General features: G+C 70.5%; 22 protein-coding genes. 6 read left to right on the top strand and 16 right to left on the bottom strand.

The window, feature by feature from the left end; all coding sequences use genetic code 11:
- Positions 1-246: 246 nt before the first annotated feature.
- Positions 247-2,583, top strand: coding sequence for a DEAD/DEAH box helicase (locus tag RC2_RS16695; RefSeq protein WP_072681651.1), 2,337 nt, complete (start codon positions 247-249; stop codon positions 2,581-2,583).
- On the opposite strand, the gene RC2_RS16690 is transcribed toward RC2_RS16695, so the two are convergent.
- Entirely contained in the window at positions 2,580-3,917 is a 1,338-nt protein-coding gene (locus tag RC2_RS16690; RefSeq protein ID WP_068153325.1) for a cytochrome P450, read from the bottom strand. The genes RC2_RS16695 and RC2_RS16690 overlap by 4 nt on opposite strands.
- Before the next feature lie 92 nt (positions 3,918-4,009).
- On the opposite strand from RC2_RS16690, the gene RC2_RS16685 reads away from it, so the two are divergent.
- Positions 4,010-4,621 (top strand): DUF998 domain-containing protein, encoded by a 612-nt coding sequence (locus RC2_RS16685; RefSeq protein WP_068153328.1) that lies wholly within the window; start codon positions 4,010-4,012, stop codon positions 4,619-4,621.
- 70 nt (positions 4,622-4,691) lie between these two features.
- Here RC2_RS16685 and RC2_RS16680 read toward each other — a convergent pair whose 3' ends face one another.
- From RC2_RS16680 to ssd, 7 genes are read right to left on the bottom strand one after another with little or no spacing between them, the layout of a single operon-like run.
- Positions 4,692-5,039, bottom strand: coding sequence for an Rv3654c family TadE-like protein (locus tag RC2_RS16680; protein ID WP_072681649.1), 348 nt, complete (start codon positions 5,037-5,039; stop codon positions 4,692-4,694).
- Positions 5,036-5,347, bottom strand: a complete 312-nt coding sequence (locus RC2_RS16675) for a TadE family type IV pilus minor pilin (protein WP_174552342.1) — start codon at positions 5,345-5,347, stop codon at positions 5,036-5,038. The genes RC2_RS16680 and RC2_RS16675 overlap by 4 nt, the downstream gene beginning before the upstream one ends.
- 17 nt (positions 5,348-5,364) lie before the next feature.
- The gene (locus RC2_RS16670; protein ID WP_068103971.1) at positions 5,365-5,562 is read right to left on the bottom strand and encodes a DUF4244 domain-containing protein; all 198 of its coding nucleotides are present in this window, start codon (positions 5,560-5,562) and stop codon (positions 5,365-5,367) included.
- A gap of 57 nt (positions 5,563-5,619) precedes the next feature.
- Positions 5,620-6,186, bottom strand: coding sequence for a type II secretion system F family protein (locus RC2_RS16665; protein WP_068150687.1), 567 nt, complete (start codon positions 6,184-6,186; stop codon positions 5,620-5,622).
- The gene (locus RC2_RS16660) at positions 6,183-6,968 is read right to left on the bottom strand and encodes a type II secretion system F family protein (RefSeq protein WP_068150683.1); all 786 of its coding nucleotides are present in this window, start codon (positions 6,966-6,968) and stop codon (positions 6,183-6,185) included. The genes RC2_RS16665 and RC2_RS16660 overlap by 4 nt, the downstream gene beginning before the upstream one ends.
- Positions 6,965-8,143: a TadA family conjugal transfer-associated ATPase gene (locus tag RC2_RS19225; protein ID WP_068150679.1), complete on the bottom strand. Its 1,179-nt coding sequence runs from the start codon at positions 8,141-8,143 to the stop codon at positions 6,965-6,967. The genes RC2_RS16660 and RC2_RS19225 overlap by 4 nt, the downstream gene beginning before the upstream one ends.
- Positions 8,140-9,222, bottom strand: coding sequence for a septum site-determining protein Ssd (gene ssd, locus RC2_RS19220; protein ID WP_245811157.1), 1,083 nt, complete (start codon positions 9,220-9,222; stop codon positions 8,140-8,142). Before ssd ends, RC2_RS19225 begins: the two co-directional genes overlap by 4 nt.
- A gap of 340 nt (positions 9,223-9,562) precedes the next feature.
- Between ssd and RC2_RS16645 the strand changes: the two genes are divergently transcribed.
- Positions 9,563-10,366, top strand: a complete 804-nt coding sequence (locus RC2_RS16645) for an HAD family hydrolase (RefSeq protein ID WP_139277442.1) — start codon at positions 9,563-9,565, stop codon at positions 10,364-10,366.
- Positions 10,367-10,776: 410 nt separating this feature from the next.
- On the opposite strand, the gene RC2_RS16640 is transcribed toward RC2_RS16645, so the two are convergent.
- The 5 genes from RC2_RS16640 to RC2_RS16620 form a co-directional block, all read right to left on the bottom strand.
- Positions 10,777-11,526 (bottom strand): Fic family protein, encoded by a 750-nt coding sequence (locus RC2_RS16640; protein ID WP_068150672.1) that lies wholly within the window; start codon positions 11,524-11,526, stop codon positions 10,777-10,779.
- 9 nt (positions 11,527-11,535) lie between these two features.
- On the bottom strand, positions 11,536-13,227 hold the full coding sequence (locus tag RC2_RS16635; RefSeq protein ID WP_139277441.1) for an ABC transporter ATP-binding protein: 1,692 nt from the start codon (positions 13,225-13,227) through the stop codon (positions 11,536-11,538).
- Positions 13,228-13,229: 2 nt separating this feature from the next.
- The gene (locus RC2_RS16630) at positions 13,230-14,156 is read right to left on the bottom strand and encodes an ABC transporter permease (RefSeq protein ID WP_068150669.1); all 927 of its coding nucleotides are present in this window, start codon (positions 14,154-14,156) and stop codon (positions 13,230-13,232) included.
- Between the two features lie 5 nt (positions 14,157-14,161).
- Positions 14,162-15,085, bottom strand: a complete 924-nt coding sequence (locus tag RC2_RS16625) for an ABC transporter permease (protein ID WP_068150666.1) — start codon at positions 15,083-15,085, stop codon at positions 14,162-14,164.
- 130 nt (positions 15,086-15,215) lie between these two features.
- The gene (locus tag RC2_RS16620) at positions 15,216-16,832 is read right to left on the bottom strand and encodes a peptide ABC transporter substrate-binding protein (RefSeq protein ID WP_174552341.1); all 1,617 of its coding nucleotides are present in this window, start codon (positions 16,830-16,832) and stop codon (positions 15,216-15,218) included.
- Between the two features lie 400 nt (positions 16,833-17,232).
- Here RC2_RS16620 and acs point away from each other — a divergent pair, with 400 nt between their 5' ends.
- Entirely contained in the window at positions 17,233-19,212 is a 1,980-nt protein-coding gene (acs, locus tag RC2_RS16615; RefSeq protein ID WP_068150663.1) for an acetate--CoA ligase, read from the top strand.
- 110 nt (positions 19,213-19,322) lie between these two features.
- Here acs and RC2_RS16610 read toward each other — a convergent pair whose 3' ends face one another.
- Entirely contained in the window at positions 19,323-20,612 is a 1,290-nt protein-coding gene (locus RC2_RS16610) for an MFS transporter (RefSeq protein ID WP_082895642.1), read from the bottom strand.
- A 318-nt stretch (positions 20,613-20,930) separates the two neighbouring features.
- Here RC2_RS16610 and RC2_RS16605 point away from each other — a divergent pair, with 318 nt between their 5' ends.
- A complete protein-coding gene (locus RC2_RS16605) occupies positions 20,931-21,452 on the top strand; it encodes a phage holin family protein (RefSeq protein WP_068103991.1) in 522 nt (173 codons plus the stop codon).
- A gap of 8 nt (positions 21,453-21,460) precedes the next feature.
- Positions 21,461-22,405 (top strand): alpha/beta fold hydrolase, encoded by a 945-nt coding sequence (locus tag RC2_RS16600; protein ID WP_068150660.1) that lies wholly within the window; start codon positions 21,461-21,463, stop codon positions 22,403-22,405.
- Here the strand turns inward: RC2_RS16600 and RC2_RS16595 are convergent.
- The gene (locus tag RC2_RS16595; RefSeq protein ID WP_068150657.1) at positions 22,368-23,408 is read right to left on the bottom strand and encodes an Rv1355c family protein; all 1,041 of its coding nucleotides are present in this window, start codon (positions 23,406-23,408) and stop codon (positions 22,368-22,370) included. The two genes, RC2_RS16600 and RC2_RS16595, sit on opposite strands and share 38 nt — an antisense overlap.
- Before the next feature lie 43 nt (positions 23,409-23,451).
- The gene (locus RC2_RS16590) at positions 23,452-24,570 is read right to left on the bottom strand and encodes a GGDEF domain-containing protein (RefSeq protein WP_068150654.1); all 1,119 of its coding nucleotides are present in this window, start codon (positions 24,568-24,570) and stop codon (positions 23,452-23,454) included.
- Positions 24,571-24,720: the final 150 nt, after the last annotated feature.

The following is a 24,720-nucleotide window of genomic DNA, read 5'->3' as shown; positions in this document are numbered from 1 at the left end:
CGGTTCCGACCGCCGTCGTGATTCCCCCCGGAGGGTGGAGCTTCACGCACCGCGCTCGCAACAATAGATCCTGCGAGCGTGAACACGAACACAGAAGCTGCGACCGAGAACAGTGAACCACGTCGCGCGTCCGCACGCGACAGTCGCGCGCAACAAGTTCGTAAACCTTGTCGGGGCCCGCCGTCGGTGCTCGCACCTAGCATTCGACCTGCATCCCCACGGGCAGCAGAGAACAGGACGGAACAGTTGAGCGCCACCGTCGACACGTCCGCCACCAGCTTCGGTGGCGCGTTGTTGGACCGCGCTCTGGCGGGAACGCCGACGGGCGAATCGCCGCTGACCCACGCGGTCGAACTGCCCGGTCGCGACGCCCGAACGGCACCGTGGCCGGAGTGGCTCGATGCCCGGATCGTGCGCACGTTCGTCGACTGCGGCATTCCCGCACCGTGGAGCCATCAGGCCGACGCGGCGACGCTCGCGAAATCCGGCCGGCACGTCGTCGTCTCCACGGGAACCGCCTCGGGTAAGTCGCTGGGTTATCGCATGCCCATTCTCTCGACGTTGTCCGAGAACCCACGCGCCACCGCGTTGTACCTGGCCCCCACCAAGGCGCTCGGATCCGATCAGCTCCGGGCCGCCGTGGACATGACGGACACGCTCGCGCAGGCGGGCCTTCCCGACATCGCGCCGAGCGATTACGACGGCGACACTCCCGTCGAGGTCCGCCGCTGGGCGCGCGCGAACTCCCGCTGGATCTTCACCAATCCGGACATGCTGCATCTGTCGCTGCTGCAGGGCCATCGTCGGTGGGCGCACTTCTTCCGCAACCTGGCCTACGTCGTGGTCGACGAGTGCCATTCCTATCGGGGCGTCTTCGGCTCGCACGTCGCCCTGGTCATGCGTCGACTGCGGCGGATCGCCGCCCGGTACGGCGCGGACCCGACGTTCGTGCTGGCCAGCGCCACCGCCTCGGCACCCGGTGCCGCGGCGAGCCGGTTGATCGGTGCGCCCTGCGTCGAGATCACCGAGGACGGCTCCCCGCACGGCCCGCGCACCGTCGCGTTGTGGGAGCCGCCGCTGCTGGACGTGACGGGCGAGAACGGCGCCCCGGTGCGCCGCGCCGCCGGGTCCGAGGCCGCTCGCATCATGGCCGACCTCGTGGTCGAGGGCGCCCGCACGCTCACCTTCGTCCGATCGCGACGCGGCGCGGAACTCACCGCCCTGGGGACGTCGCGGCTCCTCGCCGACGTCGACCCGGACCTGCCGGGCCGCATCGCGGCGTACCGGGCCGGGTACCTGGCCGAGGACCGACGCGCCCTCGAGCGCGCCCTCTCCGACGGACGACTGCTCGGCGTGGCCACCACCAACGCACTGGAGCTCGGCGTCGACATCGCCGGCCTCGACGCGGTCGTCGTCGCCGGCTTCCCCGGCACCGTCGCCTCGTTCTGGCAGCAGGCCGGTCGCTCCGGACGCCGCGGCCAGGGATCCCTCGTGGTGCTGGTCGGGCGGGACGACCCGTTGGACACGTACCTGGTCCACCATCCGTCGGCGTTGCTGGACAAACCGATCGAGGCGACCGTCACCGATCCCACCAACCCCTACGTGCTCGGGCCCCAATTGCTCTGCGCTGCATCGGAACTGCCGCTGTCCGACGACGAGATCGCCGAGTGGAACGCCGAGGACGTCGCCCACCGCCTGGCGGCGGACGGCGACCTCCGACGTCGACCGCACGGGTGGTACGTCACCTCCGACACCCCGCCGCACGGCGAGATCGACATCCGCGGCGGCATCGGCTCACAGATCGCGATCGTCGACGGGACCACCGGCCGCATGCTGGGCACCGTCGACGCCGGCCGCGCCCCCGCCACCGCCCATCCGGGCGCGGTGCACATTCATCAGGGCGAGTCGTTCGTCGTCGACACGCTCGACTTCGACGACCACGTCGCCGTCGTGCACCCGGAGGAACCCGACTGGACGACGTCGGCCCGCGAGGTCACCGAGATCGTCGTCGAGGACTACCTCGAGCACCGGCGGCACGGCGAGGTCGACGTGGCGCTGACCCGTGTGCAGGTCAGCCACCAGGTGGTCGGTTACCTCCGGCGGCTGCCGTCCGGAGAGATCCTCGACTCCGTCGAACTCGACATGCCGGTCCAGACCCTGCACACCCGCGCGGCGATGTACACGATCACGCCGGAACTGCTCGCCCGCGCCGGCGTCGGACCGGAGCGCGTGCCGGGATCTCTGCACGCCGCCGAGCACGCCGCCATCGGCATGCTCCCGCTGGTGGCCACGTGCGACCGGTGGGACATCGGTGGTGTGTCCACCGCGCTGCACGGCGACACCGGCCTGCCCACCGTGTTCGTCTACGACGGATACGACGGTGGGGCGGGCTTCGCCGATCGGGGACACGCGGTGCTCGCGACCTGGCTGGCTGCGACGCGGGACGCCATCGCGTCCTGCGAATGCCGGTCCGGTTGTCCATCGTGTGTGCAGTCCCCGAAGTGCGGCAACGGCAACGACCCGTTGGACAAGGACGGTGCGGTCCGCGTGCTCGACGCCGTGCTGGGCGAGCTGACGGACTAGGCGTCCACCGTCGCCGGCTCGCCCAACGAGACGGGGAGCGACGAATATCCGTGCAGCACACGGGTGTCCCGCCGAGTGCCGGCGCCCACGGTGGTGAGGTGTGGGAACCGATCGAACAGAGTGCGCAGTGCCACCTCGCTCTCCGCCCGGGCCAGCGCCGCACCGAGGCAGAAGTGCCGGCCACCCGAGAACGAGAGATGCTTGTTGGCGTTGGGCCGCGCCACGTCGAAGCGGTCGGGGTTCTCGAACACCTTCGGGTCGCGGTTGCCGCCCGCGAGCACGCACACCACGAGACTTCCCGGGGCGAGACGTTTGCCCGCCAGCTCGAGGTTCTGCTTGGCCACCCGCGCGGTCATCTGCACCGGGGACTCCATCCGCAGCATCTCGTCGACCGCGTTGGCCCACAACGAGGGATCGTGCCGCAGCCGCTCCAACTGATCGGGATGACGGACGAGGAGGTCGATTCCGCTGCCGAGCAGATTGACCGTCGTCTCGAAGCCGGCAGCGAGAACCAGACCGGCCGTCGCGCGGAGTTCGCGGTCGTTCAGGAAGACGCCGTCCTCGGACGCCGAGATGAGCTGGCTCATCAGATCGTCGCCGGGGTTCTTCCGAAGCTCGGCGATGTGGTCGGACAGCCACGCGTCGAAGCCCTGCAGACCCGTCTCCACCTGGCGGAACTGCGGCCAGGTCAGACCCACGTCGAGGCTCGGTGCGGCCAACTCGCCGAACTCGAGTACCCGCTTCTGCTCGCTCTCCGGCACCCCGAGGATGTCGCTGATGACGGCGACCGGCAGTTTGGCGCAGTACGCGGGCACGATGTCCACGGTGGTGGCTCCACTCGCCACCAACTCGTCGAGCAAGGTGTCCGCGACGCGCTGGACGTCGTCCCGCATCTTGTTGACCGCTCGCGCCGTGAAGACCGACGACACGAGCTTGCGGTACCGGGTGTGCGACGGCGGCTCGACGGACAGCAGCGACGGCGGCGCCAACGGGTGCAACGCACCGGATCGCGTGCGACGCTCGACCGCCTTCAGCGGACCCGGCAGGTTGCCGCCCACGACGACGGTGCGGTAGTCGTCCGACCGCAGCAGATCGAAGATAAGTCCGTGGTCGACGGTCAGGTAGGCCACTCGCCCCTTGACCAACGGTCCGCGCTCGCGAATCTCCTGATAGACGACGCCCGGATTCGCGCGCGTGGCGGGATCGGCGATCAACTTGGCCTGGGGGTCACCCAGCTTGATTCCGCGCTGCGCGAAGAAGCGCACCACCCCGTGCACCGCGGCCCAGCGCACCCTCGCTCGCGCGCTCTCGACCAGTCCTCCACCGCGTGCCATGACCTGCCCCCGTCGTGTCGTCCCACGTCCCCGTCGCAGGATCCTGCCCCTCACTATGCGCAGTTCCGGTAGGGCTGTCTACCGTCCTGGCCATGCGTCTGCGCCGCACCGTCGCCGCTCTCTGGGTGGCCACCGTCCTCTACTGGCCGGCCCGGGTCCTGGTGGCCAGGTCCTGGCCCACCCCGTACAGCTGGCGTGACGACGTCATCAGTGCGCTCGGCGCGACGACCTGCACGGAGTACTGCTCCCCCGACCATGCGGTCATGAACGCCACCTTCGTCGCGGTCGGCGCCCTCACCGCGGCCGGAGCCGCCGTCCTGGCTCCGCAGGCCGCCGGGCGGGATCGGGTCGGGTGGGTCCTCGTCGCGGTGTCCGGACTCGCCACGAGCGCCGTCGGCTTCCTGCCGATGGACGTCTCCCCCGCCGCGCACAACCTCGCCGCGCAGACGCACTGGGCGCTGCAGGTCGCCGGCATGATCGTCCTCGCCACGGGCGCACTCGGACGTGACCGGCGAGCACGGGCTCTGACCGTCGCCTGTACCGCGGCCGCCGTGATCGGCGGCGCCGCCTTCCTCACCCCCGGCACGTGGGGGCTCGGAGCCGGACTCAGCGAGCGGGTGGCCCTGGACAGCCTGAACGTCTGGACCATCGGCATGGGCGTGTTGCTGCTGCGTGGCCTGCGACCCCTCCGGCCTTCCCGCTGACCGTTCCTGCTCTCGCGGACGGTGCAGTGCACCATCCGCAGCTGCAGGCACCATCAGCGGAAAGGGCCCCTCACTCCACCGGCCCCGCCCGCGCCACCGCGACCGCCTCCCGGACCCCGAACCGCCCCAGCCGCACGGTCACCCGGAACCGCACCTCGAGATCCCACCCCTCGGCGACGCAGGTCGCGAGCACCGCACCCATGCGGTCACCCACGGCCCGCGCCGCCGCGCACCCCGCCGCGTCCCCCTCGACCAGGGCCGCGGCCCCGGCCAGCGCGGCGAGGTCCGCAGCCGCCTGCACACGATGCCGTGCCGCGACGGCTGCCCCCACCCACATCACCGTCGCGGTGACCATCACCAGCGACAGCACCACGAACGCCCCGATCACCGAGGCAGACCCGCGATCCCCCTCGCTCACGGCGGGTCCGCCTCGGGCTCGACCACCGCCACCGCCACGGCGGCGACCTCGACTCCGGGCAGCGGCGACGCGGCCTCGACCCGCACCGTCACCCAGTCCCCGTCCCGCGCCACCGTCACCTCGGCGTCGGCGGGCGCGACCCGACGGGCAGCGACGACGGCATCGGAATCCCCCAGCGCGAACAGCCGCGCGCCTTCCCGCGCCGCGTCGACACAACGGATGTGCGCGGTGACCGTCACCAGCGCCCCCACGCACAGCACCACCACCGCCACGATGGCGGCGATGGCGAGTGCCGCTTCGACGGTCACCGCCCCGGCGTCCCCGCTCAGACCGTGGTCTGCAGCGCCCGATCGATGATCCCGGTGAGGGCCGAGACGATCGAGTCGCCCGTCACCACCGTGTAGAGCACCGCCCCGAACGCCGCGGCCGCGATGGTGCCGATGGCGTACTCCGCCGTCGACATCCCGTCGTCCTCCGCGAGGACCTCGAGCATCCTGTTCTGCACCCTGTGCACCACGGACATGTTCTCCCCCTTCGTGATCCGTCGAGGCCAACCCTCGACGGCGTTCGTGTGACCCCGTCACGGGATCCCGCCGCCCTGCAGCACCGACCCGGCCAGCCCGACGACGACCGGCACGATGCCGAGACAGACGAACGCGGGCAGGAAGCACAGTCCCAGCGGACCGGTGACGAGAACCCCGGCGCGTTCCGCGCGGGCGACGGCCTCGTCCTCGGCCCGGCGACGCTGTTCCGCCGCGGTGTCGGACAGCGCATCGGCCACCGACGTGCCGGACCGGGCGGATCGGCGCAGCGCGCGGGCCACCGTCTCGGTCGCCGGGTGCTCGGCCAGTGGAGCCCAGGCGGAGTCCGGATCGGCACCCAGAGCGAGCAGCGCTCCGGCGCGGGTCAGCGCGGAGGCCAACGGCTCCGGCGCGGACTCGGCGACCGCCCGGGCGGCCGCGGGGACTGTGGCGCCGCCGCGCACGCAGGCGGCGAGGAGATCGAGGGCTCCGGCGATCGCATGCGCGTCGCAGATCGCCGGTGCCGCAACCGGTGCCGACGACTCCCGGACCGAACCACGGCGGCGCGCGGACCGAGCCGGGGCGATCAGGACGACGAGGGCGAGCAGGGTCGCCGCCCACGTCACCGAACCACTCCCGCCACGATGCGGTCGGTCCACGCCAGGCCCGCGCACACCAGCGTCACGCCCACGACGCCGAGCACCCCGCCCGCGCCGTTCCCGGTGAGCACGGCGAGCGGCGCCGCTCCCATCGCCTGGCCGAGCGCGATGCCGAGAACCGGCAGCACCGAGAGCACCGTGGCCGTCGCCCTCGCCCCGGCCGTGGCCGCCTCGGTGCGGCGACCGAACCGCACCCGGGCGTCGAGATCGTCCCGCACGGACCGCAGGACGACGGCGGGCGCGAGGCCGTAGCGCTCGCAGATCACCCAGCACTCGGCCATCCTGGTCCAGTCCGAGCGGTCGTCTCCGCGTCCACCGGCGCCGACGAGACCGGTGGACAGCGCCCCGCCGAGCTCGGAATGCGCTGCCGCAGCCGCGAATCGAGACCCCACCTCACCCGGGTGATCCCGGGCGACAGCACGGCACGCCGCCGCGGGGTCGGCACCCACCGCGAGTTCCGCGACCATCGTGTCCACCCCACCGACGAGCGAGGCGGTGACGGCGCGGCCGGCCCGACGGCGTGTAGTCGCCCTCCGCCGAAGTAGGACCGTCGCGGCCACCACCGTCACCGCGACGGCCGGCGCCGGGCCGAGCGCAAGGACGGTCACGAGCACGACGGCCGCGGCAGCGATCACCGGAAGCCGCCCGGGGTCGACCCGAACCGCACGGCGTGACCCGTGCATCACCCGACGGCGCGGGGAACGCGACGGCCACAGCAGGAGCGCGGCCGCGAGAACGAGCAGACTCATGGTGCCCCCGCCGACCCGAGCAGCTCGCGCAGTCGCGCATGGCCGGGCCCCGTCGGCGCGTCTCGCGACCACGCCGGGAGCACGCGACACACGCCGTCGTCACCCGGCGTCACCACTCCGATCGAGGCCAGCACCCGGCGGCCCTCGTCGAGTCGCGCGGTGTGCAGCACCACGTGGACCGCGGCGGCCAGTTGACTGTGCAGGGCGGCACGGGACAACCCGCCGAGAGCCGCCAGGGCTTCCAGGCGCGCGGGCACCTCCTCGGGCGAGTTGGCGTGCACCGTCCCGGCCCCGCCGTCGTGCCCGGTGTTCAGTGCGGTCAACAGGTCCACCACCTCCGGCCCGCGCACCTCACCCACCACGATGCGATCCGGCCGCATCCGCAGGGCCTGGCGGACCAGGTCGCGCACCGTCACCTCGCCCACTCCCTCGACGTTGGCGGGTCGGGCCACCAGCGTGACGACGTGGGGGTGCGCCGGGGCGAGTTCGGCCGCGTCCTCGACACAGACGATGCGCTCGCGCGGGTCCACCTCGCCGAGCAGCGCCGCGAGCAGGGTCGTCTTCCCGGTCCCGGTGCCGCCGACCACGAGGAAGGCGACCCGGCGAGAGACGATGCGCCGCACCAGGTCCTCCGCACCGGCCGCGAAGGTTCCGGCCGCCGCGAGCGCGCCGAGTCCCTGCGACGCCGGTCGCAGAACACGCAACGACAGGCAGGTGCCGCCGCGCGCGACGGGTGCGAGGACGGCGTGCAGACGCACTCCGAAGGACGCGGAATCGATCCCCGGCAGTCGCCCGTCCACCCACGGCTGGGCGTCGTCGAGGCGGCGTCCGGCCGCGACCGCCAGTCGACCGGCCAGTCGCCGCACGGCCGCGTCGTCGTCGAATCGCACGTCGGCGCGTTCCAGTCCGCGGCCGCGGTCGACCCAGACCTCGTCCGGACCGCTGACCAACACGTCGGTGACACCCGGTTCACGCAGCAGGGCGTCGAGAACGCCCGCACCACGGAACTCCGTGTCGAGGACGTGCAGGACGCGGAGCAGTTCCGCGTCACCCACCACGCCACCCGCCTCGGCGCGGACGGCGGCGGCGATCGCAGCGGGCGTCGGCTCGGCGCCGGCTGTGGTCAACCGCGCGCGGACCCGCCCCAGCAGATCGCCGGTGACCCAGCCCGTCACGACGGGCCCTCCAGCACGGCGAGAACCGCGGCCGCCGCGGCCGCGAGCGGCGACCGCGGCCGGAGCACCAGTCCGCCGTGTTCCAGTGCGGCGGCGAGGCGGCGCTCGGGGCGCATGGTGGCCAGGACCGGCGCTCCCGCAGTGCGCTCGACGTCGTCGGCACGGAGGCCGCCGGGGGCCGGACCGCGGACCACGAGACCGATGTCGGTGGTGCGACTCCGCAGGTCGGCGACGACGGCACGTGCCGCCCACGACCCTCGCACGGTCGCCGGCACGACGACCGTCACCAGGTCGGACGCCTCCACCGCAGCCCGGTGCTCGGGCCCGGCGGAGCGCGGTACGTCGCAGACAGCGAGCTCGCCCGCACGACGGGCGGCCGCCAGGACCGCGGTGACGGAGTCGGGATCGATGGCGGAGGCCCTGCCACGGGCGGTGGAGAGCACGGCCAGGCGGTCTCGTCCCGGCAACGCGTCGTGCAGGGCTCGGGCATCGACACGTCCACCGACCACGAGGTCGGGCCACCGTAGTCCCGGTCGATCGTCGACGCCGGCCGCGAGGTCGAGACCACCGCCGCACGGATCGGCGTCCAGCAGGACGGTGAGCGCCGAGCGCGCCGACGTCAGGGCGAGCGCCGTCGCGAACACCGACGCCCCGGCCCCGCCGCAGCCGCCGATCACCGTGACGACGGCGCCGTGCGCATCGTTCCCGGGAGCGGCCGCGATCAGTGTCATGAGGTCCGCTTCCCGAGCCGGCAGGTCGAGCACGTGCGGTGTCCCGAGAGTCGCCGCGCTCTGCCAGGCCGTCACGGTCGGGGCACCGTCGGAGACCACGACGACGCCCGGGCGACGCGGGTGCCGTCGGCGTACCGCATCGGCGGCGGCGGACTCCGAGAGCACGACGGTGGTCGCACCGAGCCATCCCGCTCGATCCGGAATCGTCGTTCGCACGTCGACGTCCCGGCCGGCCGCGGCCACGACCCGCCGCACGCGGTCGGACAGCACGGGATCGTCGACGACGACGGTCACGGCGGCGTCGGTCACGGCCGGGTCCGTCGAGGAGGGGAGTTCGGGCGAGGTCACGCCGCCGATCGTGCGCCGAGTCCGAGGCCGGACAGCCCTGCGAACCACCACCCGGGGATGATGACGCGACCCGGGGAGAACTCCCTCGGCGGGTCGGACCGGCGTGCTAGGTGGACCGGCGGTCGACCCCGGACATGGGACGACCCCCGCCAGGGGGGGAGGAGGCGGGGGTCGTCGACGTTCAGCCCCGGGGGGTCGGGCTGAACGCGCCCGATTCGTGACCGGGCACAACGAAGTCTACACCTGACTGCGCTCGGACAACATCGCCGCGCGGCGCGTCGTCGCAGCAGGTCCGGCCGACTTTTCGGTGACCTCCGGGCCCGCCCGTTACCCTGGCCGAGTGAGCAGCACCGACGCACCAGGACGCATCGCCGCGTTCTTCGATCTGGACAAGACGATCATCGCCAAGTCGTCGACCCTGGCGTTCAGCAAGCCCTTCTTCGACGGTGGATTGATCAACCGACGCAGCGTGCTCAAGAGCAGCTACGCCCAGTTCCTGTTCCTGGTCTCCGGAGCCGACCACGACCAGATGGAGCGCATGCGCATCCACATCGCGAGCATGTGCACCGGCTGGGATGTCGAGACGGTCCGCACCATCGTCGCGGAGACCCTGCACGACATCGTCGATCCCCTGGTGTTCGCCGAGGCCGCGGATCTGATCGCCGACCACAAACTGCGCGGCCACGACGTGGTGATCGTGTCCGCGTCCGGCGAGGAGGTGGTCACCCCCATCGCGGAGGATCTCGGTGCCGACCATCACGTCGGGACGCAGATGCGGATCGAGGACGGCAAGTACTCGGGCGAGATCTCCTTCTACTGCTACGGGCCGGGCAAGGTCGAGGCGATGGAGAAGCTCGCCGCCGAGCACGGGTACGACCTGTCCCGCTCGTACGCGTACACCGACTCGGTCACCGACCTGCCGATGCTCACGGCCGTCGGGCATCCGACGGCGGTCAATCCGGATCGCGGACTGCGCAAGGAGGCGGCGAGCAACGGGTGGCCGATTCTCACGTTCTCGAATCCGGTCTCGTTGCGCAGCCGGTTCACCGCGCCGTCGTCGGGCACCGTCGCCGGGGTCGCCGCGTCGCTCGCGGCCGTCGCCGCCGGCGCGGTCTCGTACGGCGTGCTGCGTCGCCGTCGCTGACAGCGACAGTCCACACGAGTCGCTGAATCGATCGGGCTCACGGAAGCCCTTGCTGTGGCGCCGATCACAGAGTAAGAATGGACGCACGGAAAGACGGAAGGCCAAGAGCGAGCCGGAAGAGAAGGAACGCTCTCCCAGCCGGGCTTTCCCGGCACGGACCGACGGTACCCACGCGTAGCGCGCCGCTATGATGGCACAAGTGTTGTGGGCCTGCGGAATTCGGGCGGACGACGTGAGAACTCTGCACTGGTTGCGGACACGAACGAAGGTCGCCACGCATTCTCGCCGAGGCCACGTGGAGGTTTCTCCACCGCAACCCACCCTGCACGCCTGGTAACCGCGGATTCCGTGCCTACGGGCGGCGACGTCGGAGTGAGATCCCGGCATCGCCGCCCGTTGTCATGTGCGGGTCAGGCAGGCTGCGCGTTCTCCGCGATCGTCGTCGCCTCGGCGGCGCCCGCCTCGAACGACCCACAGCACAACAGAACCCAGCTCCCCACGCCGCGTTCGGTGCCGTCCGCGAAGCCCTCGACCCCCGTGCGGTAGGCGGCGAGACGCTTGGCCCAGCTCTCCTCCGGCACGCCCAGATTGTGAGGGTCGAGGCCGGACGCGACGGCGACCAGCCGCGACGCCGCGCGCGCGACCACGCCGTCGGCCGTCCCGAACGGCCGGAGCGACACCAACTCACCGTGGACGATCGCCGCGACCACCGGCGCCGGCGCCCGCGTCCCGCCGGTCACGAGGTCGGCGAGGATCGACAACCGCTGCGCGACGTCGTCCCCCGCCCGCGGCCGGCCGAGCTGATCCTGGTCGTCGACCAGGTCCGCCGCGGCCAGCAGATGCAGGCGGGCCAGCGCCTGGAGCGGGGCGCGTCGCCAGGTCCCGACGGTGCCGGTGAGCGCATCGCCGTCGAGCGCCTGCGCCACCCGCAGCGCACCGGCCAGAATCGGCGGGGCCGTGCCGTCGTCCGCGACGGCGGTCGAGGACCCCTCGATCACCGCAGACGCCCGGGCCGCCCGCACCGCCGCTTCGGCGGCCGTTGCGGGCCATCCCCGTCTGTTCGCCTTGTGCCGGTGCACCTCGGCCAGCGCGTCGCGGGCGCGGTCGGCGGCATCGCGAACGCCCGGTAGGTCGAGGAGCGGAGCCAGCGGATCGGTCACGGGGCGAATCTACCGACCGCCCGCACGCTCGGCGGCGAGCAGTTCCGCCCGCTCCCGACGTCGCACGGCCTGCTGCTCCGGGTCCGGCACGGGCACCGCGGCGAGCAGGCGCTTGGTGTACGGGTCGGTGGGCGAGCGCAGGATGCGGTCGGTGCGGTCGAACTCGACCAGCTTGCCCTTGCTCATCACCGCGATGCGTCGCGCGAGCACCTCGACGACGGCCGGGTCGTGCGAGATGAACAGGCATGCGAAGCCGTATTCGCGCTGCAGTTCCTGGAACAGCTCCAGCACCTTGGCCTGCACGGACACGTCGAGGGCCGACGTCGGCTCGTCGGCCACCAGCAGCGTCGGCTCGAGCGCGAGTGCCCGCGCGATGCCCACGCGCTGTCGCTGACCACCCGAGAGCTGGTGCGGGTAGCGGTTGCGCATGTCGCGGGACAGGTGCACCTGGTCGAGGAGCTCCTCGACCTTCTTGTTGCGCTGCGTACGGTCCATCTCCGTGTGCAGGAGCATCGGCTCCGCGATCGACTGACCGATGGGCCAGCGCGGGTTCAGCGACGACCCCGGATCCTGGAACACGATGCCCACCTTGCTGCGCACCGGGCGTAGCGCGCGGGTGGACGCCGACGTGATGTCGGTGCCGGCCACGGACAGCGACCCGGAATGCAGCTTCAGCAGACCGACGGCGGCCTTGCCGATGGTCGACTTGCCGGATCCGGACTCACCCACCAGCCCGACGACCTCGCCGGGCTCGATGGTCAGACTCACCCCGTCGACCGCGCGGAACCCGCCGGATCGGCGCGACCCGGGGTACTCGATGACGGCGTCACGGAGTTCGAGCGCGTACGTGACGTCCGGCGTGTCGTCGGTGCCCTGCTCGCCCGCCCGCGATCCCAGGTGCGGCACGGACGCGAGCAGTTCGCGGGTGTAGGCGTGGTCCGGGCGGTGGAAGATGTGATCCGCCGTGCCCTGCTCGACGATGTCGCCGTTGCGCATCACCAGGATGCGGTCGGCCATGTCGGCGACCACGCCCATGTCGTGGGTGATGAGCACGATCGCGGCGTCGACCCGTCCGCGCAGGTCCCGCATCAACTCGAGGATCTCGGCCTGCACGGTGACGTCGAGCGCCGTCGTCGGCTCGTCGGCGATGAGCACGGCGGGCTCGGACGCGAGAGCCTGGGCGATCATGGCGCGCTGACGCTGACCGCCGGACAGTTGGTGCGGGTAGTAGCCGACGCGCTTCTCCGGCTCCGGCATCTCGACCAACCGCAGCAGCTCGATGACGCGATCCTTGGCCTGCGACTTGGTGACGTCGCTGTGCGCGCGGATGGCCTCGGTGATCTGCCAGCCGATCGTGTAGACCGGGTTCAGGGCCGTCATCGGCTCCTGGAAGATCACGGCGATGTCCTTGCCGCGCACGCCGTTCAGCTCGCGCTCCTTCAGGCCCGTCAGTTCGCGACCGTTCAGGGTGATGCTGCCGGCGACGCGGCTGTTGTCGGCCAACAGCCCCGGAATCGCCATGGCCGTCGTGGACTTGCCCGAGCCGGATTCACCCACGATGGCGAGGATCTCGCCGCGTGCCACCTCGAAGGACACGTCGCGCACGGCCGTACGCCAGGTCTTGTCGACCTCGAAATCGATGGTCAGGCCGGAGACGCCGAGAATCGGGGTCCCCGCGTCCGATGTTGCCCGTTCGGTCATCGTCAGCTCCGTTTCGGGTCGAGCGCGTCACGCAGCGCGTCGCCCATGAGGATGAAGGCCAGCACGGTCACCGACAGGAACCCTGCCGGGAAGAGCACCAGGTGCGGCGAGGTGGAGATGTAGTTCTGGCCCAGGTTGATCTGCAGGCCCCACGAGATCGCGGGCAGCTGCAACCCGATGCCGAGGTAGGACAGCGTCGCCTCCGCGGCGATGAACGTGCCGACGGCGATGGTGGCGTACACCAGCACCGGCGCCAGGGCGTTCGGCAGGATGTGCCGGACCAGGATTCGGTACGTCGACGCGCCGAGAGCCTGTGCGGCCTGGACGTATTCGCTCTGCTTGATGGTGATGACCGACGAGCGCACCAGACGCATGGCGGTCATCCAGCCGAACGCCACCAGGGCCAGGGCGACCGTCACCACGGTGCGCTCGCTGGTCACCGTGAGCAGCACCAGCGCGCCGAGCAGCAGCGGAATGCCGAAGAAGATGTCGGTGAACCGCGCCAGCAGGCTGTCGAGGAACCCGCCGAAATAGCCTGCGAGAGCACCGATCAGCACACCCACGACCAGGACGCCGATCACGGCGAGCAGGCCGATGGTGAGCGAGATGCGCGCCCCGTAGATGACGTTGGCGTAGTAGTCGCAGCCCTGCAGGTCGGTGCCGAACCAGTGCTCGGCGCTCGGCTTCAGCCGAGTGTTCGTCAGGGTGCAGTCGCGCGGATCGATGCCGCGGGCGAACAGCTGCGGCACCACGGCCATGAGAACGAGGACCAGCGTGATGACGGCCCCGAACCAGAAGAACGCGCTGCGGCGCAGCTTCTTCCACGCGTTGCCCCACAGGCTGGCCTGACCGACGAGGTCCTGCGCCTCACCGGTGACGACGTTGCCCGGCTCGCCCTCGGCGGCCGCGTGCTGTGCATCGGAGGTCATGGTGCCTACTCGTATCGGATTCGGGGGTCGAGGAGCGCGTACAGCACGTCCACGACCAGGTTGAAGAAGATGTAGAAGAACACCATCAGCGTCACGATGCCGACGACGACGGCGCCCTCCTGGTTCTGCACGGCGTCGAAGATGGCGCGTCCGAGACCGGGGATGTTGAACACCGACTCGGTGACGATCGCGCCGCCCAGCAGCGATCCGATGTCGGCGCCGATGAAGGTGACGACGGGAATCATGCTGTTGCGCAGGGCGTGCCGGAAGACGATGCGCCGGTACCCGACGCCCTTGGCGCGGGCGGTGCGGATGTAGTCCGCCGCCATCGCCTCGGACACCGCGGTGCGGGTCAGTCGGGCGACGTACGCCATGGACAACGCCGCGAGGACCAGGCCGGGCAGCAGGTAGCTGTACCAGCCGGCGTTGATGCCGGCGATGGGGAACAGATCCAGCTTGTAGCCGAGCAGGTACTGAGCGACGAAGCCGAGGACGAACACGGGCACCGACACCAGCAGCGTGGTGGACACCAGCACCAGGTTGTCGAAGAACGAGTTCCGACGCAGGCCGCTCAGCACACCGGCGGCGATACCGATCAGGGCCTCGAAGACGATGGCCACGATCGTCAGCCGCACGGTGACGGGCAGACGCTGGGAAATGGTGTCCAGGACGGGCCGACCGGCGAAGTCGGATCCGAAGTCGCCCTGCAGAAGTCCGCCGACGTACTTCACGTACTGCACCAGGAACGGATCGTCCAGGTTGTACTGCGCACGCAACTGCGCGACGACGGCAGGGGCGAGCGGACGATCGCCCGCGAGCGCGCGAATGGGGTCGCCCGGCAGGGCGTAGACCATCGCGAAGATCAGAAAACTGGCGCCGATGAGGACCGGGATGGTCAACAGCAGTCGGCGAGTGATGAAGCGACCCACTGGGTTCTCCTCGAGAGGGGTCTCGTGCCGAAGGGGCACGGACCGTTGCCGTGCCGAACGGCACGGGCCGATAGGTCACGCACCGGTGGGGCGCTCCGCTGTCAGGCAGAACGCCCCACCGGGTGTTCGATCAGTTGACCGTGACGTCCGCGACTTCGATGTCACCGAACAGGTCGATCTTGACGTTGTCCACGCGGTCGCTCCACACGGCCTGGTTCAGACCGTAGAACAGCGGAGTGGCCGGCAGGTCGCGGAACAGGATGTCCTCGGCCCGCTGGTACTGCGTGGTCGCGTCCTCCAGGCTGTCGGCGTTGTTACCGGCCGACAGGGCCGCGTCGAACTCCGGGTTGGAGTAGAACGGCTTGTTCGACCCGGCCGGCGGGAGAGCCGCCGTGCTGTAGGTCGGAGCGAGGAAGTTGTACAGCGACGGGTAGTCCATGATCCAGCCGGAGCGGAACGGACCGGTCATGCCCTTCTGATCCTGCAGGGGCAGGTACTGGGCGAACTGGAGGTCGCCGCGCAGGACGTACTCCACACCGAGGTTGGTGCGCAGCTGGTTGCCGATCGCGGTCATCCAGGTGTCGTGCGCCGCACCGGCGTTGAACCACAGGTCCACCGGCTGCGACCGGTCGAAGCCGGCCTCGTCCAGAAGCTGGTTCGCGCGCTCGACGTTCAGCTCGCACTTGGTGCCGCAGGCGTCCTCGCGGTAACCGTCGACCACGGGGGAGCCGAAGGAGGCCGCCGGGGTACGGGTGTTGGTGAAGATCGCCTCGGTGATCGCCTTGCGGTCGATCGCCATCGAGAAGGCCTCGCGCACACGGGGATCGGAGTACCGCGGGTCGTACGTCGGGAATCCGAGAGCCGTGATGTCGGGACGCGCACGCTCGGCGTAGCGGTCACCGAACTGGTCGCGGGCGGTGGCCCAGGCGTCGGAGGGCAGGTCCAGCATCACGTCGAGGCCGCCGGCCTGGACGTCGGTGTAGCCGGTGCTGAGCTCGGTGTAGACCTTGAACTGCACGCCCTGCGCCTGCGCCGGATCGTCGCCCTTGTAGTCGTCGTACTTGGTCAGGGTGATGCCCTGGCCCTGGACGAAGTCCTGGTCGGCCTTGAACGGGCCGTTGCCGATCGGCTTGCGACCGAACGCATCCGGATCCGCGTAGAACGCCTCGGGCAGCGGCGAGAACGCCGAGTAGCCCAGCGTCACCGGGTAGATCGCGAACGGCTCCTTCAGCTGCACGCGAATCGTGGTGTCGTCCACCGCCGTCAGGCCGGACATCGCGGTCGCGGCGGGGGCGGCGCCGTCGGCGGCCTGCAGATCGTCGTAGCCGGCGACGTTCTCGAAGAAGTACGACGCCTGGTATGCGTTGGTCGAGTTCGCCGTGTAGTTCCACGCGTCGACGTAGGACTTCGCGGTCACCGGCGTGCCGTCGTGGAACGTCCAGTCCGGCTTGAGCTTGATGGTCCAGGTGACCTGGTCGTCCGACTCGACGGACTCCGCGACGCCGTTGTACTCGACCTCGCTGGTCTCGTCGCTGTACGTCACCAGCGGAGTGAAGAGGGCCTTGAGGACCTGGTTGCCCTCGCTCTCGGTGGTGTTGCCGGGAACCAGGGGGTTCTCGGGCTCGCCGATGTAGAGGCTGTAGACGCCCTCCGCGCTGGAGGAACCTCCCCCGCCACCACAGGCCGCGAGCATGCCGACGGCCACGAAGCCGACCGACACGATCGCGAGCGCGCGCTTGATCCTCACAATCGATCCTCCATACATGTCCTGCGGGACAGGGTGCTGCCCTCGACAGTTTCCGTGGACGTCCACGGGCTCGGGTGTGGGCCGCATGCGATGGTGCGACCCGGATATTCGCTTGACTGTAGACACACTCCGGACCCGTGTCGTCGAGTCCCCCGAAATTGGCGCCCGCCGAAACACAGCCGTAATTCGGGCCGGACCGGACCGGTCCGGTCGGACAGCCTGATGGGACGGTTTTTCGGCCCGGTCGCCGCCCGTCGCCGCAGACCACCGCCCGTCGCGCCCAATCGACCTCTCGGCGCACACGTCGTCGTGCTGCCCGATGCAACGGTGCGGCGCCGGTCACACGTGACTACCCTCACATTCGTCAAACAAGTCCAGTCCGAGAGGGGCCAGGAGCACCATGACCGAGACGGTGACCGGCGGCGACGCAGCCGCGGCAACGACCGACACGACGGAGTCGGAACACCCCGTCTCCTACGCTCCGAGCGAGGACTTCGCGCGCCAGGCCAATGCCGGCGCCGAGCTCTACCAGGCCGCCGAGCAGGACCGACTCGCCTTCTGGGCCGAGCAGGCCGGTCGCCTGCACTGGCACACCCCGTTCCAGGAGGTCCTCGACTGGTCGGACGCCCCCGTCGCCAAGTGGTTCGTCGGCGGCGAGCTCAACGTCGCGTACAACTGCGTCGACCGGCACGTGCACGAGGGCCGCGGCGACCAGGTGGCCATCCACTGGGAGGGCGAGCCCGGCGACAGCCGCGACCTCACCTACAGCGACCTCCTCGCCGAGGTCAGCCGTGCCGCCAACGCCTTCACCGATCTCGGCCTCGTCGCCGGCGATCGCGTCGCCATCTACATGCCGATGGTCCCCGAGGCCATCGTCTCCATGCTCGCCTGCGCACGGCTCGGCCTGACGCACAGCGTCGTCTTCGCCGGCTTCTCCTCGTCCGCCCTGCGCTCGCGTATCGACGACGCGCAGGCCAAGCTCGTCGTCACCACCGACGGGCAGTGGCGTCGCGGCAAGGCGGCGCCGCTGAAGGAATCCGTCGACGAGGCGGTCGACGGCGCCGAGTCCATCGAGCACGTGCTCGTGGTCCAGCGGACCGAGATCGACACCCCGTGGACCGAGGGTCGCGATCTCTGGTGGCACGAGACCGTCGGGCAGGCGTCCGCGGAGCACGAGGCGCAGCCGTTCGACAGCGAGCACCCGCTGTTCATCCTGTACACCTCGGGAACCACGGGGAAGCCGAAGGGCATCATCCACACCTCCGGCGGCTACCTCACCCAGACCGCCTACACGCACCACTACGTCTTCGACCACAAGCAGGGCAAGGACGTCTACTGGTGCACCGCCGACATCGGCTGGGTCACCGGGCACAGCTACATCGTCTACGGCCCGCTCGCCAACGGCGCGACGCAGGTGGTCTACGAGGGAACGCCGAATTCGCCCGACGAGCACCGTCACTGGAACATCGTCGAGAAGTACGGCGTCACCATCTACTACACCGCGCCGACGCTGGTGCGCACGTTCATGAAGTGGGGCCGCCAGATCCCCGACGCCCACGACCTGTCGTCGATCCGCCTGCTGGGCAGTGTCGGTGAGCCCATCAACCCCGAGGCCTGGCGTTGGTTCCGCGACGTCGTCGGTGGGGGCACGGCGCCCATCGTCGACACGTGGTGGCAGACCGAGACCGGGGCCATCATGGTCTCGCCGCTCCCCGGCATCACCCACACGAAGCCGGGATCGGCGCAGACGCCGCTGCCGGGCATCTCCGCCAAGATCGTCGACGACGAGGCCAAGCCCCTCGGCCCCGGCGGCAACGGCTACCTGGTGCTCGACGAGCCGTGGCCTTCGATGCTCCGCGGCATCTGGGGCGACATGGAGCGCTACAAGGACACCTACTGGTCGCGGTACGCCACCGAGGGCTGGTACTTCGCCGGCGACGGCGCCCGGTTCGACGACGACGGCGACCTCTGGGTCCTCGGCCGCGTCGACGACGTCATGAACGTCTCCGGCCACCGCATCTCCACCTCCGAGGTGGAGTCCGCGCTGGTGAGCCATCACGGCGTGGCCGAGGCGGCCGTCGTCGGGGCGTCGGACGAGACCACCGGCCAGGGCATCGTGGCCTTCGTGATCCTGCGTGGCGGCGTCGAGAACACCGGTGACGAGCTGATCGCCGAGCTCAAGGCCCAGGTGAGCAAGGAGATCTCGCCGATTGCGAAGCCACGGCAGATCACGGTGGTCCCCGAGCTGCCGAAGACCCGCTCCGGCAAGATCATGCGCCGCCTGCTGCGCGACGTCGCCGAGGGCCGCGACCTGGGCGACACCTCGACCCTGGTCGACCCGGCCGTGTTCGACGCGATCAGTCAGGCGAACGCGAAGTAGTTCTCGCCTCCCCCGACCCCTACCGTCCCGCCCCACCTTCCCGCGCTGCCACCGTGCACCGGCGCTGCGAGCATGCAGCGCGCGAGCACGGAGGCAGCGCGGGAGTCGGTTCAGACCCGGTCGAGATCCCGATCGCGCGTCTCGCGCATGACGATCAGCGCGAACAGGGTCAGCGCCGCCGCCACGGCGAGGTAGACACCCACCCAGGCGACGCCGTAGGAGTTCACCAGCCACGTGGCGATGAACGGGGCGACGGCCGCGCCGAGGATCGAGGCGGTGTTGTACGAGATGCCCGATCCGGTGTAGCGGACGTTGGTCGGGAACAGTTCCGGCAGAACGGCACTCATCGGTCCGAAGGTCAGACCCATCAGCGCCAGACCGACGCACATGAAGGCCAGCATCCGGCCCGCGGTGGCGGTCTCCGGGGCCGCGAACCATCCGAAGCTCAGTCCGAACAGGATGATCGCCGACGTCACCACGATCAGCGTGATACGACGTCCGAATCGGTCCGCGAGCCACCCCGACACGGGGACGAACGCGGCGAAGAACAGCACCGAGATCAGCTGCAGCCCCAGGAAGTCCGTGTAGGCGATGGACACGGCGACCCCGCTGGCGTCGACCACCTTGCCGGTGCCGTAGCTGACCACCCACGTCGTCATCACGTAGAACAGCGTGTAGGTGGCCAGCATGACGAAAGTGCCCAGGACGAGCGGCCGCCAGCTGGTGCGGAAGACCTGCGCCACCGGCGTCTTGACCCGCTGCCCCTGCGCGACGGCGCGCTTGAACACCGGGGTCTCCTCCAGCTTGAGCCGTACGTAGAGACCGATGATCACCATGACGGCGCTGAGCAGGAACGGCACGCGCCAGCCCCAGGTGAGGAAGGCGTGATCGGACGCCGAGGTCTTGGCGTCGTAGTCCATCAGCGTCATCAGCACGAGGAAGATGCCGTTGGCCAGGAGGAAGCCGATCGGGGCGCCGAGCTGGGGCCACATGGCAGCCCACGCACGCTTGCCCTTCTTCGCGGTCTCGGTCGCCAGCAGGGCTGCTCCGCTCCATTCCCCGCCGAGGCCGACACCCTGCGCGAAGCGCATCAGCGCCAGCAGCATCGGGGCGACGATGCCGACACTGTCGTAGGTGGGCAGGAGTCCGATGAGGAAGGTCGCGATGCCCATCGTCAGCAACGAGCCCACCAGGGTCGCCTTGCGGCCGATGCGGTCGCCGAAGTGACCGAAGAGGATGGAGCCGACCGGCCGAGCGACGAACGCCAGGCCGAAGGTGGCGAAGGACGCGAGCAGCGCCGTGGTGTCGTTACCCGCCGGGAAGAACAGGCGAGGGAACACCAGCACGGCGGCGGTGGCGTAGATGTAGAAGTCGAAGAATTCGATGGAGGTACCCACCATCGAGGCGACGACGATGCGGCTGCGGGGAACCCCGTCGACCACGTCGGCGTCGGTTGTCGGACCGTCGGTGGGAACCTGGTCCGCGGAAGTGCTGGTCACGTGTGTGCTCCTGCGGCATGGAGATCGGAAGTACGAGAAGACCCGACCGGGGCGGGTCGACCCGGGAAAAAATACCCGAGTGCTCGCTCGGGCGGACCGAATCCCGCTGCGCGCGGTCGGTGGGACTCGGGGAAGATAGGGTGAGCCCCGACGGGGTATGGATCCCATCGGGCGTGCCGGACGGCACGCGAGACGAGAGAACGTCGAAGGGGACAACACGTGAGCAGCAGCCGAGGCAACTCCCACGCCGACACCACCGTTCCGGCCGGCGTGTCCTCCATTCCGCTCACGGACGTCGACAGTCGGTCGAACCCGGCCACCGCCAGCATCGGAGCACTGGTCAAGGACGCCACCACCCAGGTCTCGACGCTGGTGCGCGCCGAGGTCGAGTTGGCCAAGGCCGAGGTCACGGGCGAGATCAAGAAGGGCCTGCAGGGCAGCGTCCTGTTCGTGCTGGCCCTCGCCGTGCTGATCTTCAGCTCGTTCTTCTTCTTCTTCTTCCTGGCGGAGCTCCTCAACACCTGGGTCGTGCGGTGGCTCGCGTTCCTCATCGTCTTCCTGATCATGGTGGCCATCACCGCGCTGCTCGCCTTTCTCGGCTACCTGCGGGTGAAGAAGCTGCGCAAGCCCGAGAAGACCATCGACTCGCTCAAGGCCACCGCGACCGTGATCCCGGGTCAGCGCGGCTCCGACGCTCCCGAACTGGCAGCGAAGGACGTTCGCGCCCCGCTCACCCGCTGACGCCGGCGGTGCCCGCACCGGATCCCGCCACGGTTCGACTTCCGGGACCGTGGCGTCACCGCGACGTGCGGGCCAACGGCATCAAGTTCCACGTCGCGGAGATCGTCCCCGACCGGTCGATCGACGACCCCACGCCCGAACTGGTCCTGCTCGTCCACGGGTTCGCCGACCTCTGGTGCTCCTGGCGCGCGCAGGTGGTCGACCTCGGCGCCGCCGGCTATCACGCCGTCGCCGTCGACCTACGGGGCTACGGGGACACCGACAAGCCACCGCGCGGGTACGACGGCTGGACCCTCGCGGGCGACATCGCCGGATTGATCCGCGCGCTCGGCCACACCGACGCCCACATCGTCGGTCACGCCGACGGTGGGTTGGTCTGCTGGGCCACGGCGGCGCTGCATCCCCGATCGGTCCGCAGCATCGCCCTGCTCGCGTCCCCGCATCCCCTGGCGCTGCGCCGCGCGGCCGTGCGTGACCGCGGACAGCGACGCGCGCTGCTGCCCACCTTCCTGCGGTATCAACTCCCCCGCGTCCCGGAACGCGCCCTCACCGCGCAGGACGGCGCGGAGGTGGAACGGTTGGTTCGCGAGCGCTCGTCGGAGAGGTGGCAGGGCTCGCCGGATTTCCCGACGACGGTGGACGTCATGCGGCGGGCCATCCTCGTGCCGGGGGTCGCCCACAGCACGCTGGAGTACCAGCGCTGGGCCTTCCGGAGCCAGTTCCGACCGGACGGGCGCCGGTTCGCGTCCGTCGTCGACACCGTTCTGGACCTGCCGGCACTGCAGATCCTCGGCGGCGCCGACCCGTACGTCGTGAGCCGCACCGCCCGCCGCGACGCCCACTGGGCTCCTCGCATCACGACGCACGAACTCCCCGGCGTCGGCCACTACGTGCACCACGAAGAGCCGGAGCGCGTCACCGAGTTGCTGCTGGAGAATCTCCGCCGCTCGTGAGGGGGTCCTCGAGGTGGGCCACCGCCGCGTCGAGACCGACCCGCAGTCGACCCGACGGCGGCGCCTCGCCCCGCACGAAGGCCCGGACCGCGGCAGCCACCGACGCACCGCCGAGCGCCACGTCGCCCGCCAGCTGAGGCCACGTCGACAACGACGTGCCGATGTGCGGCAGCGACGCCGCCATGCGCGGCGTGATCGACTCGGCGCCCAGGATGCGGGGTGCGAGGCGAGCGCGGTCCTCCGCGGACAACGACGCGAGTCCCGCGAGGTCGAGATCGCCGAGCAGGCCGTGGAAGAACGGGCGGGCGCCGTCGAGATCGAACCGTTCGACGTCGAGGACCCCGCCGTCGCTGGTCTCCATGATCACCGGGATGCCCCGCCGACGAGCGTGCTCGCGCACGAGGAACTTCGCCGCGACGGAATCGCATTCCTCGATGACGAGGTCGAGGCCGTCCAGGAAGTCGTCGATCACGGCTTCGTCCACTCCCGTCGGGAAGGTGCGCACCGTGAGATACGGGTCCACCTCGGCGATCCGCCGCGCAGCGACGACCGACTTGTTCACGCCGAGGTCGAACACCGTGGCCGGGACGCGGTTGAGGTTCGACAGGTCGAGTTCGTCGAAATCGGCCAGCCGCAGCTCCCCGCACAGTCCCTCGAGCGCGAGGGTGTGCGCCACCGCATGACCGACGCTGAGCCCGACGACACCGATCCGGAGGTCGAGGGCGCGGGCCTGCTCGTCGAGTGTGAGCTTGTCCCGGTTGCGGTCGAGCCGCAGGCGTCGGAAGCCGATCGGGCCGAGGACCCGGACCAGCGAGCGCCGCCACGGATAGTGCACCCACCGCACGGGCTCGTCCGGACCCGCGACGGGTGTGGGCAGGAGTGCTCCGAGCGAGAGTGCCTGCTCGGCCGTCGTGTCGATCACGGTGGTCGACTCGTCGTTCATCAGTACCTCGGCCGCGCGGGTGTCCGCATCGTCCCGGGGGTCGAACACGCGGTGGGTCACACGGACTCCGTTCTGTCGGCGACGACGACCGGCCGGCCGGCCGTCACGACGCCCCTCGCCGCAACACCTCGAGGCGATCGCGCCGGGACGAGATTCCGCCGAGCGGCCACTCCACCGGGTCCTCCAGGGCGAAGGCGACGCGGTCCCGGCCGGAGGTCTTCGCGGTGTACAGCGCGCGGTCCGCGGCGTAGGTCAGGCGGTCCAGCGTGGTCTCGACATCGACCACCGCATCTGCCGAGCCGGGCCGCACGTCGGCCTGAGCGACGCCGATACTGACGGTCACGTCGCAGGACGAGCGCACGGCCTCGAGAATGTGCTCCTCGAGTCCGGTCACCGTGGCGGCCACCCGCAGGACCAGGAACTCCTCACCACCGAGCCGGGCGACGACGGCGTCGGACGGCACCTGTCGCGCGATCGCCTCCGCGACGGTCGTCAGCACGTCGTCACCCGCGGCGTGGCCACGGGTGTCGTTGACGGCCTTGAAGTGGTCGACGTCGACGAGCGAGACCACGACGGCCTTCTGCGCGAGGCATGCTCGGGCGAGGAGCGCCTCCACCTTCGGCAGCATGCCGCGACGATTCAACAGACCGGTGAGGGGATCGGTGTTGGCGAGAGTCTCGAGTCGCTCGGTGACCGATTCCAGGGACGTTCGCATCGCGGCGATGAGCAACGCCGGCACGATCACGGTGGTGACCGCGGCGCCCGCCGCGACGTAGCGGACCACTCCCTCGGCACCGTTGATGCTCAGCGCGACGGCGAGAATCACCGCGGCACCGGTCAGGGACAGCGTGACCCGGCGAGGCGATCCCGACGCCGCAAGCGCCGGCACGACCGCGAGCATGGCGGTGACGGCACGCGCGCCCGACGGGTCCGCGATGAGGAACGCGCACACGGCCACCCCGAGCATGCCGCCGGATCCGAGCACGGTGAATTGACGGTCGGTCAACGTGCCCACCCGCACGGTGAAACCCACGGTCACGACGGTGAAGACGACGATGCCGACCAGAATCGGCAGGGTGCCGGGGCGGAGGAACGTCGGTTCGAGCACCGCGATCAGCAACAGCGGCAGCGCACCGCCGGCGCTGAAGATGACTCCCTTGGAGCGTGTGTCGAAATGCGATTCGCGCTCCGGCCGGAGACGCCGGTCGGCACGGCGTGTCATGCGTGCCTCACCTCCCCGGGGGACGATCCGCCGACGGAACATCGGTGTCAGCTCGCACCGACGGACGAGTCCGGCCACCCCCGACAGTGCGGACCCACGTCGCCACCGTACGCGGGGAACGCTCCCCGCGGCACCTCCGTCGCACGATCC

The organism is Rhodococcoides corynebacterioides NBRC 14404, from assembly GCF_001894765.1.
GTDB lineage: Bacteria > Actinomycetota > Actinomycetes > Mycobacteriales > Mycobacteriaceae > Rhodococcoides > Rhodococcoides corynebacterioides.
Note: the sequence above shows the minus strand (reverse complement) of the source record. Positions and strands in the feature narration are given on the sequence as shown.